Here is a 15,120-nt window from a genome sequence, read left to right on the forward strand (position 1 = left end):
TCTTTTTAAAATAAATAACCAATGAGGGAGCTCATTGGTTATTATAATATGTAATTAAATTTGTACTGTTTATTTTAGGTATTCTAATACATAATCATATGTATCAGCCGGGTAAACCACAGACATACTAGGAGAACCTGTAATAGCATTCCCAGCAGTAGTTGCTACAGTATAAGAGTATAAGCTTCTATCATATACTGCACCAGTACCTGTCTTATAGATAGTGATTCCATACATTGTAGTCATACCAGTAGGAGCAGGAATATTTACTGCTGTAGAAGTACCACTCGCGGTAAAAGTTCCTTTAATGGTATAAAGTTGCTTAGTTCCTGTTGGAGTTGTTATAATTGTATTGGTAGCAGTTTCTGTTGTTCCGATTGTTACTTTAGGATCTACAGCTGCTGTTGCTAATGGCTTCCAAGTACCACCAGCTACAGTTGTTGATTTATTATCATAATACCAGTATCCAGGTGAAAGCGTACCTTGCGTTGTTCCTACACCAGCAACTCCACTTGTAGCAGTGTTGTAAACAACCATACCATCGAAACGAGTTGGGAAAGATGTTGCGATTCCAGCAGGTGCTCCACTGAACGCTGTAAATGTCGTTAAGTCTGTTCTTGGGAAAATTAATCCTTTTCCTACGTTAGAAGTACCATTAGCGGTAGAGTTAGAAGAAGCATCAATAAAAGCAGACATATTATTAACTGCCGTATTGGAAGTATTATTTACAATTCTTACTTGTGCAAAAGTTAAACTTGCACCAGCTGTCATTAGTATAACAGCTAAAAATTTATTAGTGAATTTTTTCATTACTTTAATTTTTAAAAGTTATACAATATTAGTATCCGGAAATTATTGACCATGGACTAGCAGCGTCACCAGTGTACATAAGTATATTACCCTGCCCAGTAATCAAAGTCTGATTAGCTGTTTCTCTTGGAACCGGATTTAGTGTAATATCAGTAGTACCAATTACAGAAACATAAATTCTTTTTCCAATCGTTACTCCAGTTGTAGGTAAAGTTAATTGTGTAGGACCAGTAGTAGTGAACAAAATAATATCATCCGTTGCTTGCGCAGTGTAGTTACTAACCTGACTTGTAACATTCAACGCAGGATTAGGCGCTGATCCACCTAAAGTTTTCCACGTAGAAGATGGGGAATCATAGTAGTAAAAACCTACAGTTGTAACGTTGGTAGTTTTAGCACTTGCAGTACCATCAATAGTTGTAACGAAAGCAAGCGCTCCGTTTTGTGCTGCAATGTAAGCAGCATCTTTAGCCGTTAACTGAGCTCTTGTCATACGAGGGACTAGTAAGGCATCAGGTCTTGTATTGTCTGTAGTAGTAGCTACTACGTCTAAAGTTGCGGCAGGTGTGGTTGTGTTAATCCCCACTCGCCCTTGCTGAGCCTTTGAAAAAGCCGAAAGGCAAACCAGCATTGTAGCTGATAATAAAAATTTTTTCATAAGTTTTTAAAGATTTTAATTACATTATTTTCCATCAATATTTCCAAAAAAGGAGACGTATCCCAATTAGTGCTTATTATATTAGCAATCATAAAATCAAATAAATGTACATTTTATTCGATTTTTAGTTCTAATCTAACAATTAACTTATTGAAAAACATATGATTTAAAAACATTGCTTATTGGGCAAATTTAAGACATAATTTTCTAATATAAATACTTTATAATAAAAAAAATAAAAAATCTTAATATCTTAAAAAAATAAACAATTGACTATCAATATATTAATATTTACCAAGTAGGGATATCAATGTTAATTTACGTTAATATTTTAGCAAAAATTATTTTTTTAGTATCTGAAATACAAACGGTTATAATTTATACCAATTCTCCATATAAGTCAAATTCTTCAGCTGAAGTAATTCTAACTTCTGCAAACTCACCAATCGAAATGTAAGTATCTTCTGCAGAGACTAAAACAGTATTATCTACGTCCGGAGAATCATATTCTGTTCTACCAATAAAGTAATTTCCTTCTTTACGGTCAAACATACATCTGTATACTTTTCCTATTTTTTCCTGATTCTTTTCCCAGGAAATCTGAGACTGAAGTTCCATAATTTCTTCTACTCTGGCTTCTTTCACTTCCTGTGGAATATCATCTTCCAGGACGTGAGCCGAAGTATTTTCTTCATGAGAATAGGTAAAACATCCAAGTCTGTCGAACTTCTGCTCTCTAACCCAGTCTTTAAGCTCCTGGAATCTTTCTTCTGTTTCACCAGGATATCCAACGATAAGAGTTGTTCTGATAGCCATATCAGGAACTTTCTCTCTGAATTTAGCCAGCAAAGCATCCGTTTTTTCATGAGTAGTACCTCTCTTCATAGATTTTAATAAATCTGAGTTGATGTGCTGAAGAGGGATATCTATATAATTACATACTTTAGGTTCTTCACGGATAATATCCAATACATCTTCTGGGAAGCCACTTGGGAAAGCATAGTGAAGACGGATCCATTCTATTCCTTCAACTTTTACAAGCTCTTTCAAAAGTTCTCCTAATGCTCTTTTCTTATAAAGATCAAGTCCGTAATAAGTAAGATCCTGAGCAATAAGAATCAATTCTTTTGTTCCTTTCTTAGCCAGTTTCTGAGCTTCAATAACCAGTTTTTCAATAGGAGTTGAAATGTGCCCTCCTCTCATTAAAGGAATAGCACAGAACGAACATGGTCTATCGCAACCTTCTGAAATTTTAAGGTATGCATAATGCTTTGGAGTGGTCGTAAGCCTTTCTCCTACTAATTCATGCTTGTAATCTGCTCCAAGATGTTTCAGCAGAATAGGAAGATCTCTTGTTCCAAAGTATTGGTCTACATCCGGAATTTCTCTGATCAAATCTGGTTTGTATCTTTCTGAGAGGCATCCGGTAACGAATACTTTCTCTACCTCGCCTCTGTTTTTTGCATCTACATAATCCAGAATAGTATTGATAGACTCTTCTTTAGCATTATCAATGAATCCGCAGGTATTGATTACCACAATGTCTCCACGGTCTTCGTGAACCACTTCTTTGCCATTGGCTTTCAGCTGGCTCATTAATACTTCAGAATCATATACATTCTTGGAGCATCCAAGAGTGACTACATTGATTTTCTTCTTCCCTACAGATTTTGTACGCATCGTTTTGATTTTGAGTCTGCAAAGATACAAAATATTGAAGAGTTAGTATAAAAAAATAAAAAACCACTTTAGAAAAGTGGTTTTCAGGGATATACTTTAAAAGTTTTTTTCTTTAAATCCAGGGGCATTCTGGTCTTTTTCCGAAAGTATGGCATCTTTTTCATCCACTTTCCAGTCGATATTAAGATCCGGATCATTGAATTTTACACTTCCTTCTGATTCTTTATTATAAAAGTTGTCACATTTATAAGAGAATACAGCATGGGTGCTCAGTACAGCAAAACCATGTCCAAAGCCTCTTGGCACATACAGCTGTAATTTATTTTCAGCAGTAAGCTCTATTCCGAACCATTCTCCGAATGTAGGGGAATCTTCTCTGAGGTCCACTGCTACATCCCAAACACTTCCTTCAAGACATGATACCAATTTTGCCTGTGCATGTTCTCCTTTTTGCAGGTGAAGCCCTCTTAATACTCCATAAGAAGATTTGGAAATATTGTCCTGTACAAAATGGCCGTTCATTCCTGTAAGTTCTTCGAATTTTTTTTCGTTGTACTTTTCAAAAAAGTAGCCTCTTTCGTCTTCAAATACCGTTGGCTCTATGATATAGCAGTCTTTAAGTGGGGTTTCTTTAATTTTCATGATTGTGTAAAATTCTATTTCAATATGATTGTTACTGTTTTCAGAAGAATCTTTATATCATTTTTGAAAGACATCTTTTCAAAATAATCCAGATTCATTTTTACTTTATTCGGAAATAATATTTCATCATTATATGTTATAGGATCTTTCTGATTTTTCAGAAGATTTTCTTCATTTCTGTATTTTATACTGGCTTCACAGGTTAACCCCGGTTTCAGTTCCAGCACTTTTCTTTCCGCTCCTACAAGCTTGTCATAATACCCTTCAATATCAGGCCTGGGACCTACGAAACTCATATCACCTTTCAGAATATTAAACAATTGAGAAAGTTCATCCAGTTTGAATTTTCTGAGAACCTGCCCGGTTTTGGAACAGGTCCTTTTTGTTTCGTGAATTGTTTTAAATTTAAAAATGATAAAAGTTTTCCCGTACTGCCCGATTCTTTTCTGAAAGAACAGTCCTTTGGAAGAGGTATCCACACTTGCAATAATAAATATAATGATCAGTAATGGCAAAAGAAAAATGGTTAATAGTACCGCCAGGGTAAAATCAAAAACCACTTTCCAATGTTTATACTTATTCATTATATTTTGCGATATTAGTTCCCGAAATAAGTATGGGTTACTGCCGCGATTCTCTCCCTGTCTTCATCAGTAAGATTAGAGCCCGACGGAAGGCAAAGACCATTATCGAAAAGTTTTTCTGAAACATTTTCTCCGTAATAAGGCGCACTTTCAAACACTGGCTGTAAATGCATAGGCTTCCAAAGTGGTCTCGATTCTATATTATCTTCCAAAAATGCTAGTCTTAAGCCTTCTCTGTCTTTACCGGTAATTTCAGGATCTACAACGATTGCTGACAACCAGTGGTTGGAATAGAATTCATTTCCAGGCTCTGAAAATACAGTTACTCCTTCTATATCTTTAAAAAGTTCAAGATAGAAATCATGCATTGCTCTACGGGCGGCCACTCTGTCATTAAGAACTTCCATCTGTCCTCTACCGATTCCTGCCACAATATTACTCATTCTATAGTTGAACCCGATATGAGAATGCTGATAGTGGGGGGCATTGTCTCTTGCCTGTGTAGATAAAAAAACTGCTTTATCTTTATCTTCCTGAGTATGGCATACTAATGCACCTCCTCCTGAAGTGGTAATAATTTTGTTACCATTGAAACTTAAAATTCCGAAACGTCCGAATGTTCCACAAGCCTGATCTTTATAAGTAGATCCTAAAGCTTCAGCAGCATCTTCAATGATTGGAATCTGATATTCCGAAGCAATAGCCGAAATTTCGTCCATTTTTGCAGGCATTCCATATAAATGTACAACAATGATTGCTTTTGGTTTTTTACCTTTCTGAATTCTGTCTTCAATAGCTTCTTTTAAAGCTTTCGGGCACATATTCCAGGTATCGGGTTCGCTGTCTATAAAAACAGGAACCGCCCCACAGTAAGCAATAGGATTGGCAGAAGCAGAGAATGTCATCGACTGACAGATCACCTCATCACCATGAACTACTCCACATTCAATAAGAGAAAGGTGCAATGCCGCAGTACCCGCAGAAAGCACAGCTACTTTTGCATTCTGACCTAAAAACTGCTCCAGATCCGTTTCGAATCCGTTAACGTTAGGGCCCAATGGAGCTACCCAGTTTTCTGCGAATGCCTCGTTGATATATTTTAATTCGTTACCTCCCATATGTGGTGAGGACAACCAGATTTTAGTATTCATATTATTCGTGAAATTTTATAGGTTTAGCTGGAATTCCTACTGCTGTACAGTTTGCAGGAAGCTTTTTGTAAACTACTGCTCCTGCACCCACAATAGTATTTTCGCCGATTTCAAGAAGGTTGATAATTTTTGCTCCTGTTCCAACATATACAGCTTCATTGATAACAACTTCACCAGAAATATTAACCGTTGGCATAAATGAGCTATACTTTTTTATAACAGTATCATGCCCTACTGTACAAGACAGATTAAGAATAACAAAATCTTCAATTTCTATATTGACTGTGATAATAACTCCCGCACAAATAATATTTCCCTTTCCAATTTTAGTATCGTCCTGTCCTATAATTACTGAAGGATGTATCAAAGTAGGAAATTCAATATTAGGATTTTTTATTCCCTGTACAATTTTTTTCTTTGTTTTAGGATCTCCAATTGCTACAGCAATACATAAAGTGTGATCTACTTCGTTTATTTTCTCGATCTTTCCTAAATAAGGAACTCCGTTGATATCATGATCATAATGTTTGTCATCATAAAACCCCAGAACTTCAAATTGTTTATCTTTCTGGTTGATATGATCGATCAGCATTTTCACCTCACGTCCAAATCCTCCTGCTCCAATAATTGCTATTTTCTTCATATTTCTTTGATTCCCTTTAAAATTATACGATTCTTTTAATTATAAAACTATTTGTCTCTCAATAACGAAAGCCTCTGCTCTTTCTACTCCTACAGTTACCCCCCTATATATAGCTAAAGCTTTAAAAGCTTCTATTGATCTGGAATGAGGAAATTCTTTTATTTGTGAACCAAAAAATTTCATAGCTTCTATCTTTTTCATAAATACATCAGTAACATCTACAAAGTGATTAGGAACAAAAGCTTTCTCCTGCATGGGTGTCCATTCTGTTTCGGACAAGGTTTCATAGCAATAAATATTTAATATTTTATTTTCTCCCTGAGGTCTGGCAGCGACCAAAGATGCCCTATAAATAGCTTTATGATCCTGATGAATATCCCCAGGATGAGGAAGATACAAATGAGTAGGTTTTATTTTCTTAAATATCTCAGAAATTTCTAAAGATATTTTAAATTCTGGATAAGCATTTAGTGCTGGAGCCGGAAATTCTAAAAAAATGGTATCTTTTATTCCTAAAAACTGATGTGCTGCAATAGCTTCAGAACGTGTACTTTTAACCTGATCCGCTGAATAAAGCTCAGGAGCTCCCACAGAAGCATTAGTTGCAATTACTATAGTTACTTCATCTCCAGCTTTAATATGCCTGGCAATGGTTGCGCCACACCCAATTATCTCATCATCAGCATGGGGGGCTACTACTATTACTCTATTCATTTATTATTTTTTAAAATGGTTTTTATTTTATAAATTTCATCTTCTATATTGTAACCCAATTTATCTCCAACATTAATTGAAATACTGAGATCTCCTTTGAATTGATATTCTTCTATCCACAGCAATCCTTCACCTGTCTGGATAAGAAGTTCTTCTTTTTCATTTTTCAACAAAACTCTTCCTATTACTCCTTTGAACTGAATATTCTTCTCTAGTCTACATGACCAAATAATTAGTTTCTCATCTTTACAATAGGTATAAGCTCCTGGATGCGGTTTGGAAGCCGCTTTAATCAACCTGTTTATAAATACAGCATTATCATTCCAATTGATAAGTCCATCTTCTTCTTTTCTTACTCCATAATGAGATGCTAAGTGCTCACATTGAGGAATAGGGTTCCATATACCTTCTTTCAATTCAGGAAGCCATTGATCCAATGCTAAATCAATGTTCTCTAAAATTTTCGACTCCACACTTTCTGCGTCATCATTTTCTTCAACTTTAAATATAGATTGTGCAAAGATAGGTCCATCATCAGCTCCTTTTCCCATAAGAAAAAAAGTAGCTGAACCATAGGATTGTTCTAATGTTATCCAAGCTAAAGGAGCTCTTCCTCTTCCGATTGGAAGCTTTGTAGGATGGAACCCTATACAGCCTAATTTCGAAACAGAAAACCAATCTTCCTGCAGTAACTGAGAAAAACCAACAGCAAAAATTATGTCAGCCTTTTTTTCAGCAGCCCATTTAAGATTTTCTTCATCATTAATTTTGGTAAAACTTTTGTAATTTATACCAAGATCATAAGATAATGAAGCCAAGTCTGCCCATCCGGAAATCTTGTTTTGATCTTTAGGCTTATGCCCAAGGACACCAACTACTTCCAAACCATTTTCAATTAATTTTTGAATAATCTTAGCTGTGGAATTCACAGCTCCTATTACTAATATTTTATACATTTGGGCGTTTTATATATTTATCTTCACCATTAAACAATATTAGAAATGTTTTAAGTATGATTTTAGTATCTAATAAAAAGCTTTGATTTTCTACATATTCTCTATCATACTTCCATCTTTCTTCCCAGGATAAATGGATATTCCCATTAATTTGCGCCAATCCAGTAAGGCCTGGAACCACCTGAATTCTTTTTTTCCCGTCTTCATTAAATTCTGTAAGTTGTCTCGGTAAACATGGGCGAGGTCCTACAAGAGACATATCACCATTAAATACATTAATAATCTGAGGAAGCTCATCTATTTTAAAGCGTCTTAAATAATATCCTACTTTTGTCACTTCAGCATCTCCTTTTAATATCTCTCTATCTGCCACCCTCTCCCTATCATACATTGTTCTTATCTTATATATTTTAAATACTTTCCCCTGATAACCTAATCTTTCCTGAAAGAAAAAGAACTTTCCAGGGCTGTCTATTCTAACTAAAATATAAACAATCAGAAATATAGGGAATAAAAATATAATGATTGAAAGTGCTATAAAAACATCCAATAACCTTTTGATAAATGCCTTATACATCATTATTATAATTTACATATGTTTAAAAATATATACGGAAGTAATTTCATTTTAATTCTCATAGTCTATTTCAAAATTAAAAAAAGCTGTTCAAATAGATTGATTACAAAAAGCTCTATTGAACCTATTTATAAAATGTCCACAAATTTTATTCTCTGGACATATTTTTTATGTTTCCAGTAAACTTATTAAGTTTTGTATTTACTGTTTTTTCTCTTATATATAACCCAGTGTTATAATTAAGAATGTTATTATCTTCAATGTTCACATTTCCTTTCATCCCCAAATTTACAATAATTCCAAAACCTTTAAATTCCTTGTTCCCAGTAATGATTTCATTATTTTTAACAAAAAAACTATTATAATTAATCATATTATCTTTAGAATTTAAAGAGATACCTGTATTGAAGGCATCAATCTTATTGTCCATTATATATATTGGTTTATTAATCTGTTTATTCTTTAAAATAAAAGAGATTCCCATTGAGGATCCAGTTCCCTTAAAAACATTTTGAATTACAGAAACATCATCAAAATATCCTAAAATAAAAATGTTATTATAAGAATTATTTATTTTATTATTTTTAATGGAAATGTTTTCCGTTTTTGTTTTTTCAAACTGGTTTTGAAGCATGATTGCAGAATTAAGTCCTGATAAGGTTGTAATACTGTTATTATCAATGCTAATATTTTTAAAATAGGGGCTATTACCCGTAGTAGAGCTCGTTATACACGATGTATCATCTGGGTTTTTTATGGAAATATTATTGTCTGCAATAACTATATTTTCTGAGCTTCCATTAAATCTTAAAGCACCCCACATAATGTTATTAAAAGTATTTCCTTTTATCAATAAATTATCACAGTCATCGTAGAAGTCTATAGCATACAGACGATGCTGTCCTGAATTGCTTCTACCTGCATTATTAATATAATTATCTACAATACTCACCTTTCCTCCGTTCTTTCCTAATCCATATCCGGAAATAGCAGCTATCCCGAAATCCGGATTTTCATATGTTTCATTATCAAATCTGTTTTTGCTGACTGAAATGACTGCATTTCGGGATGACCCAAAAACTACATGTTCCAGCAAATACTTTTGATTTTGTTTTTTTGAACTAAAAAAATTATTATTTATAGATACATTCCCATAGCTTTCTGTTATTTGGATTGATCGGGTATATAAATTCAAAAATTTGGAATTTTTAACTTCAATATTTTCACATCCCTTAAAGCCCAATCCCCCATTAAAAATATTGGGATAATCTTCTTTAATATATGTCTGAATCTTTGAACGAAACATCTCTACACTAAAGCCGTCTATCTTAATATTCTTGGAATTCAAAAAGTTTATAAAAAAACCAGAAAATCTTTTATTGGAATACAAATTCGAATTTTTAAAAGATAATTCAATATTATCTATATTCTTTACAGTTATTTCTTTTTCGATTTCAATATTATAACCGTCAACAACTCCAACCGCATTTTTATTAGAGACATCCTGAAAAAACTTAATCAGGGAAATATTATGATCCTTTTGCGATTTTGAAGCATACGCCGAATAATAAATTACCGGCTTTTGTCCTAATAAAATATTACATAAAAGAATGCATATTAAAATAAATTTCCCTTTGTTCATAAGTTAAGCTTCTATTATTTTGAAATAAGACCGTTCAACTTGAAATTCTTTTTTTAAAAAATTCAAGCTATTCTGTCTCATCACTTCAAATTTAGCGCCATCCATCTCTTTTAAGGTATCAATAGCATTAACCATTGATTTTAAATCATCTGAATGAACAGCCATACCACAATTATTTTTCACAATATCAGTTCCTATATCTGTATTAGAATCTGTAGCAGCTAGTACGGGCATTTTAAATTCTAAATAAGAAAGCAATCTTGACGGATAATTTGGAATCAAAAAATCTTTATGTAAAAAAATAAGTCCTATATCGCAGGATTGAACCAAAAGATCATAATCTGATTTAGGAATTGCCGGAAGCAATAATGCGTTTTCAGGTTTAAAACTATCAAACCAATTTTTCAGTTTATCATATTCTGTTCCTGATCCGGCTATAACAAAAAATACATCTTTATCTCCTGACTTCGCCTGTAACGTTTCTATAAGAAAATCTATCCCCTGAGGTCTGCCTAAATTTCCGCCATATATAAATACTTTTCTGTTATAAGGTATTTGATATTTTTCCCGGATTGTTTTTTTATTTTCTTCCGAAATATCTGCAACCAATTGCAGATCTATAGAATTCGGATTAATCTCTACTTTTTCTTTAGATATATAAGAATTATGATTGAGAACAAATTTTACATTTGCCTCAGACATACATCCAATTTTATCAGATATATTATATAGTTCCTTTTCCTTATTTCTGAAATATTTATATAAAATTCCTTTTTTTGATAACAGCTTCATGTCTACTGCATTTTGTGGAAATATATCTTTCAGAAGCAAATATGATTTGGCATTATCTCTTTGTTTTATATATTTAATAACACCTGTAAATGTAATGGGTGGTGTAGAGTAGATTACAAGATCAAACTTCACTTTTGAAAAATATTTTTTTATTGCGTTTAAAAATAATTTTTCAATTGTTAACGTTGAAATTCCCTTCTCAATAAAGTTTGTTTTTTGGATATTGAGTGTTTTTACATTCAGGAAAGTTGCATTTCTTTCTTTTTTTTCAGTTGTTTTTTGACCTTCACGTCTTTCTATCGGGCTTACAATATAGACGTTATGATTATGACTTGAAAACTCACGCATTAAATCATGGTAAATACCTCGCTCTTTTAAAGTACTTATCTTAGCCAGGGTAAGAAATAATATATTCATTTTTATATCTTTCTCCAGACTACTCTATTAATATAATCTGTGTAGCTTAAAATTATTCTTACTACTTTTTCCGATACGTTTGGCATTGAATAATCAGACACTTGCCTATAGTTTCTTTCAGTTCCGGTTGTCTGTTGTTTTAATTGACCAAGTCCTTGTAAGATTCTTTCCGGAGACAATCCCACCATCATTACTGATGCTTCTTCCATAGCTTCAGGTCTTTCATGTGCTTCTCTGATGTTAAGAGCTCTGAAATTTAATATTGATGATTCTTCCGAAATTGTACCAGAATCTGACAGTACTGCATAACTTCTCATTTGAAGAGCATTATAATCATGGAAACCTAGGGGTTTCAGAAATTGAATTTCAGGTCTGACCTCCAGTTGCATTTTATCGATCATATTTCTTGTTCTTGGATGGGTAGAAACAATAATCGGATATTGATATTCTTCTGCAATAGCATTAAGGCTGCTGATTAATCCTCTAAAGTTTTTGTCTGAGTTAATATTTTCTTCTCTATGAGAGGAAACAACAAAATATTTCCCTTCGTCAAGGTTGAGTCTTGTAAGAATGTCGGAATCTTTAATTTGAGGAAGATAATGATTCAAAACCTCATACATTGGAGATCCGGTCTTAATAATCCTATCAGCCGGAAGACCTTCTCTTAAAAGGTATTCTCTGGCAATGTCTGAGTAGGTCAAATTGATATCAGAAGTATGATCAACAATTTTACGGTTTGTTTCTTCAGGCACCCTTTGATCAAAACATCTGTTTCCAGCTTCCATATGGAAAATCGGAATTTGTCTTTTTTTGGCAGGAATAGCACATAAACACGAGTTGGTGTCTCCTAATACTAAAAATGCATCAGGTTTCAATTCTTCAAGAAGTGGATCTATTTTAATCAGAATATTTCCTACAGTCTCCGTTGCTGTTTTCCCTGCTGCTTCAAGAAAATAATCAGGTTTTCTTAACCCCAGATCATCGAAAAAAATCTGGTTAAGCTCATAATCGTAATTTTGCCCGGTATGGACAATAATATGTTCTACAGCTTCAGAAGCATCTAAAGCTGATAATACTCTTGATAGTCTAATGATTTCCGGTCGTGTACCCACGACTGTCATTACTTTTAATTTCTTCATCGTAACAAAATAAAATTATAGATATAATTATTGCTGTAAAGCTCCAAAACTCCATATTCGCAAAGATACTGTATGAAGTAAGAACCAATACAAAGTATTGAATAAAAAACAAAAAATATGGTAAATAATAAATTTTCTGAATAGTGTATTTTATTTTAAATTTCAATATATCTTTAAAATACAAAAAGAATAAAATAAATCCTACTATCCCCATGCTCATTAAGACTTCAATAAAGACATTATGTGGATACATACCGTCTTCAAATAAAATACGTCCTCCAAATAGAATATTATTTTTAAAAACGTCCCATCCTTTTAATAAATAATAAGAGCGTCCACTTCCATCTGTTTCAAAAATGGCAACATACATTCTATTGATAAATTCAAAATCAGATACTGATGTTTGCTTTAATATATAAATGCTAACAATAAAAAGTAGCGTAAAGAATATTAATATAATCCAATATTTCAATTTATTGATATACATTAATACAATCAGCAAAATAATAAATGCAGCCAATATAGGACTTCTTGCAGAGGAGCTAAATATGGTAAATGCTCCTATTAGGCTACCTAAAAATGGTTTTAGCCATTTTTGAGGAGATTGAAAATAAGAGAAAATTGATAATATCAGCAATGACAAACCATAATGCCCAACACTTATATAGTAACTGGCAAATATTCCACTTGATTTTTCAAAGTGCTGAAATACAAATATTGTCCATAAAGAACTTATTCCCAATATAATTAATAGGAAGTTGAATATAAGAGAATTCAGTTTCACCGTCATCTTTTTTGTAAAACTAATTCCTAAAACAGCTATATAAGGGATCAGGTTCAAAAAAATAATCCTTATATAAGTTCTATTTTCTTCATTGATTGTATCTGGTAAGTAAGTGTCATTTTTAAAACTATAAATAGCTTTGAATAAATAGAACATCCAGAAAAGAAATGTACAGATAATTGTAAATTTTCTTTTCTTAATGTTCTCAAAATTTTGATAAATAACATAACAACCAAGCAATAAGACTATGATACGGAAAGGAACAGAAAAATAATTATTTGAATCTGCATTTACTAAAATAGCGAACGAGTATGAAAATATATACCCGAAGGTTAGTAAAAAGATAAATCCAATATTATGTTTTTTTACCAATTCCATATTAGACATTTAAAAAATAAGTATCTGAATCCTCAGGATTAAAAGGTTCATTGATCCAAAAAATTGTATATAATTCTTCGTCTCCTATATTTTTAATATTATGGGTGTACCAAACTGGCATATCTACATAAGCGGGCTCTGCACCATCCAGATAAAAATCATGAACTTTATCGGTATCTATTTTTCTAAGCTGTATTAGAGCTTTTCCTTTTATTACTGCGAATCTTTCTATTTTTCTTGTATGAAAGTGGTTTCCTCTTGTGATACCAGAAACTGTAGTAGAGAATGAGCATTGTCCTCCTATTCCCAATCTTATTACTTCTACAAAAGCTCCTCTTGGATCAGTATGTTGTGTAAATTTTACGGGATAGTGGTTTTTAATATCAAAATAACATCTGAATGTATTGAAGAGATTCAGATCAAACTTTGATTCCAATACAGGGATCTCTCCGTTTTCAAAATAAAGTTTTTTATAATTTTCAAGTTTCAGAAGTACTTCTGAAACTTTGTTTACAGAAGTATGTGAAACTTCATATACATTGTTCGTTTTACTACCTTCTATCTGACTGATAATTTCCTGAACCAATTCTCCTACATAGATTAGCTTTACTTCGCCATCATTGTCAATTACCGGGGTTTCTCCATGGGTAAGTTTATGACAAAAGGTTGCAATAAAAGAATTATAGTTTGGTTTGCCAAAAGGACCAAATACATTTGGGATAATCATTCCTGTAAATTTTCCTCCAGCAGCTTCTGCCCATTGCGCAAAAATTTCACGGCCTTCTTTTTTTGATTTTCCGTAAAGATTGTCTTTTTCTTCCTGAGAGGACGATGAAAAAAGAACATGAGCTTTCGATCCGGTTCTCTCCAATGATGCCGTAAGTTCTCTTACCAATTTTACATTGTTCTCATAAATGACTTCAGGATCCGGATGACGGTTCATTGCAGCAAGATGTACAATAACATCACATTGCCCAACAAAAGCGTCTAATTTTTCAGGAAAATCAAAGAATTCTTTATGGAAATCAACTCTCTCAAATTCTTCAGGTTTTAACCCTAATGTATTATACAAATGTGAACCAACAAAACCATTCTGGCCTGTAATTCCAACTTTCTTCATCGTAATAATTTTTTAAAATAATTTATCGGAAACCGATAATCATCATCAATCTCTCCTAGTGAGTGATCGACCATTACCAATAACTTTGAATTTTTTTCTCTTGCCTGAATAGCACTTGCATAGCCTTTAGGCATATGAAGTATATTTAAATTGTCTGCATCCATTCTGAATTCTAATATTTCAGATTCTTCTGCCGGATTTTCCCAATCATCAATTTTCACCAGTCTCAGGATAAAACTTCCGTACATCACAGCAAACCATCTTTCTTCTATCCTGTGACCAGTCCACCCTCTTATAAATTCTATATCGGCATTTTCAATACAATATATTCTTTTAATATTCTGAAGTCCAAAATCATTGTTATAGAAAAGACTTCCTCTTTCATCAGAATGCTTTCCACCATCTATTATTTTGGGATTCTCCATGATTATCA

16 protein-coding genes are annotated in these 15,120 nt (G+C 32.9%); all 16 read right to left on the minus strand.

Annotated features, from left to right (window positions below; all coding sequences use genetic code 11):
• Positions 1-69 precede the first annotated feature (69 nt).
• A complete protein-coding gene (locus tag ACQ76T_RS17100; protein WP_431344470.1) occupies positions 70-810 on the minus strand; it encodes a hypothetical protein in 741 nt (246 codons plus the stop codon).
• A gap of 28 nt (positions 811-838) precedes the next feature.
• Positions 839-1,441 (minus strand): hypothetical protein, encoded by a 603-nt coding sequence (locus ACQ76T_RS17105; protein ID WP_431344471.1) that lies wholly within the window; start codon positions 1,439-1,441, stop codon positions 839-841.
• 405 nt (positions 1,442-1,846) lie between these two features.
• A complete protein-coding gene (gene rimO, locus ACQ76T_RS17110; protein WP_431344472.1) occupies positions 1,847-3,148 on the minus strand; it encodes a 30S ribosomal protein S12 methylthiotransferase RimO in 1,302 nt (433 codons plus the stop codon).
• 96 nt (positions 3,149-3,244) lie between these two features.
• Positions 3,245-3,790 (minus strand): dTDP-4-dehydrorhamnose 3,5-epimerase, encoded by a 546-nt coding sequence (gene rfbC, locus ACQ76T_RS17115; protein WP_431344473.1) that lies wholly within the window; start codon positions 3,788-3,790, stop codon positions 3,245-3,247.
• A 14-nt stretch (positions 3,791-3,804) separates the two neighbouring features.
• Entirely contained in the window at positions 3,805-4,374 is a 570-nt protein-coding gene (locus ACQ76T_RS17120; RefSeq protein WP_431344474.1) for a sugar transferase, read from the minus strand.
• 14 nt (positions 4,375-4,388) lie between these two features.
• Positions 4,389-5,525, minus strand: coding sequence for an aminotransferase class I/II-fold pyridoxal phosphate-dependent enzyme (locus ACQ76T_RS17125; RefSeq protein WP_431344475.1), 1,137 nt, complete (start codon positions 5,523-5,525; stop codon positions 4,389-4,391).
• 1 nt (position 5,526) lies between these two features.
• Complete coding sequence (locus ACQ76T_RS17130) at positions 5,527-6,168, minus strand: acetyltransferase (protein ID WP_431344476.1); 642 nt, start codon at positions 6,166-6,168, stop codon at positions 5,527-5,529.
• A gap of 39 nt (positions 6,169-6,207) precedes the next feature.
• Positions 6,208-6,882, minus strand: a complete 675-nt coding sequence (locus ACQ76T_RS17135) for a PIG-L deacetylase family protein (RefSeq protein ID WP_431344477.1) — start codon at positions 6,880-6,882, stop codon at positions 6,208-6,210.
• Positions 6,879-7,838: a methionyl-tRNA formyltransferase gene (locus ACQ76T_RS17140; protein WP_431344478.1), complete on the minus strand. Its 960-nt coding sequence runs from the start codon at positions 7,836-7,838 to the stop codon at positions 6,879-6,881. The genes ACQ76T_RS17135 and ACQ76T_RS17140 overlap by 4 nt, the downstream gene beginning before the upstream one ends.
• On the minus strand, positions 7,831-8,418 hold the full coding sequence (locus ACQ76T_RS17145) for a sugar transferase (RefSeq protein ID WP_431344479.1): 588 nt from the start codon (positions 8,416-8,418) through the stop codon (positions 7,831-7,833). The genes ACQ76T_RS17140 and ACQ76T_RS17145 overlap by 8 nt, the downstream gene beginning before the upstream one ends.
• 145 nt (positions 8,419-8,563) lie before the next feature.
• Complete coding sequence (locus ACQ76T_RS17150; RefSeq protein ID WP_431344480.1) at positions 8,564-9,805, minus strand: hypothetical protein; 1,242 nt, start codon at positions 9,803-9,805, stop codon at positions 8,564-8,566.
• A gap of 255 nt (positions 9,806-10,060) precedes the next feature.
• Positions 10,061-11,266, minus strand: coding sequence for a glycosyltransferase family 4 protein (locus ACQ76T_RS17155; protein WP_431344481.1), 1,206 nt, complete (start codon positions 11,264-11,266; stop codon positions 10,061-10,063).
• A gap of 2 nt (positions 11,267-11,268) precedes the next feature.
• Positions 11,269-12,405: a non-hydrolyzing UDP-N-acetylglucosamine 2-epimerase gene (wecB, locus tag ACQ76T_RS17160; RefSeq protein WP_431344482.1), complete on the minus strand. Its 1,137-nt coding sequence runs from the start codon at positions 12,403-12,405 to the stop codon at positions 11,269-11,271.
• Positions 12,353-13,567 (minus strand): O-antigen ligase family protein, encoded by a 1,215-nt coding sequence (locus tag ACQ76T_RS17165; RefSeq protein ID WP_431344483.1) that lies wholly within the window; start codon positions 13,565-13,567, stop codon positions 12,353-12,355. The genes wecB and ACQ76T_RS17165 overlap by 53 nt, the downstream gene beginning before the upstream one ends.
• A 1-nt stretch (position 13,568) precedes the next feature.
• On the minus strand, positions 13,569-14,687 hold the full coding sequence (locus ACQ76T_RS17170; RefSeq protein ID WP_431344484.1) for an NAD-dependent epimerase/dehydratase family protein: 1,119 nt from the start codon (positions 14,685-14,687) through the stop codon (positions 13,569-13,571).
• The gene (locus tag ACQ76T_RS17175) at positions 14,684-15,112 is read right to left on the minus strand and encodes a WxcM-like domain-containing protein (protein WP_431344485.1); all 429 of its coding nucleotides are present in this window, start codon (positions 15,110-15,112) and stop codon (positions 14,684-14,686) included. Before ACQ76T_RS17175 ends, ACQ76T_RS17170 begins: the two co-directional genes overlap by 4 nt.
• Positions 15,113-15,120: the final 8 nt, after the last annotated feature.

Origin of the sequence: Chryseobacterium sp. JK1, from assembly GCF_050632815.1 — a bacterium.
Lineage (GTDB): Bacteria > Bacteroidota > Bacteroidia > Flavobacteriales > Weeksellaceae > Chryseobacterium.

What these genes read in the sequence shown, in the direction of transcription:
- rfbC (WP_431344473.1), bottom strand. Translation starts at nt 3,790, where the DNA reads ATGAAAATTAAAGAAACCCCACTTAAAGACTGCTATATCATAGAGCCA.
- ACQ76T_RS17125 (WP_431344475.1), bottom strand. Translation starts at nt 5,525, where the DNA reads ATGAATACTAAAATCTGGTTGTCCTCACCACATATGGGAGGTAACGAA.
- rimO (WP_431344472.1), bottom strand. Translation starts at nt 3,148, where the DNA reads ATGCGTACAAAATCTGTAGGGAAGAAGAAAATCAATGTAGTCACTCTT.
- ACQ76T_RS17175 (WP_431344485.1), bottom strand. Translation starts at nt 15,112, where the DNA reads ATGGAGAATCCCAAAATAATAGATGGTGGAAAGCATTCTGATGAAAGA.
- ACQ76T_RS17100 (WP_431344470.1), bottom strand. Translation starts at nt 810, where the DNA reads ATGAAAAAATTCACTAATAAATTTTTAGCTGTTATACTAATGACAGCT.
- wecB (WP_431344482.1), bottom strand. Translation starts at nt 12,405, where the DNA reads ATGAAGAAATTAAAAGTAATGACAGTCGTGGGTACACGACCGGAAATC.
- ACQ76T_RS17135 (WP_431344477.1), bottom strand. Translation starts at nt 6,882, where the DNA reads ATGAATAGAGTAATAGTAGTAGCCCCCCATGCTGATGATGAGATAATT.
- ACQ76T_RS17130 (WP_431344476.1), bottom strand. Translation starts at nt 6,168, where the DNA reads ATGAAGAAAATAGCAATTATTGGAGCAGGAGGATTTGGACGTGAGGTG.
- ACQ76T_RS17145 (WP_431344479.1), bottom strand. Translation starts at nt 8,418, where the DNA reads ATGATGTATAAGGCATTTATCAAAAGGTTATTGGATGTTTTTATAGCA.
- ACQ76T_RS17170 (WP_431344484.1), bottom strand. Translation starts at nt 14,687, where the DNA reads ATGAAGAAAGTTGGAATTACAGGCCAGAATGGTTTTGTTGGTTCACAT.
- ACQ76T_RS17165 (WP_431344483.1), bottom strand. Translation starts at nt 13,567, where the DNA reads ATGGAATTGGTAAAAAAACATAATATTGGATTTATCTTTTTACTAACC.
- ACQ76T_RS17155 (WP_431344481.1), bottom strand. Translation starts at nt 11,266, where the DNA reads ATGAATATATTATTTCTTACCCTGGCTAAGATAAGTACTTTAAAAGAG.
- ACQ76T_RS17140 (WP_431344478.1), bottom strand. Translation starts at nt 7,838, where the DNA reads ATGTATAAAATATTAGTAATAGGAGCTGTGAATTCCACAGCTAAGATT.
- ACQ76T_RS17120 (WP_431344474.1), bottom strand. Translation starts at nt 4,374, where the DNA reads ATGAATAAGTATAAACATTGGAAAGTGGTTTTTGATTTTACCCTGGCG.
- ACQ76T_RS17105 (WP_431344471.1), bottom strand. Translation starts at nt 1,441, where the DNA reads ATGCTGGTTTGCCTTTCGGCTTTTTCAAAGGCTCAGCAAGGGCGAGTG.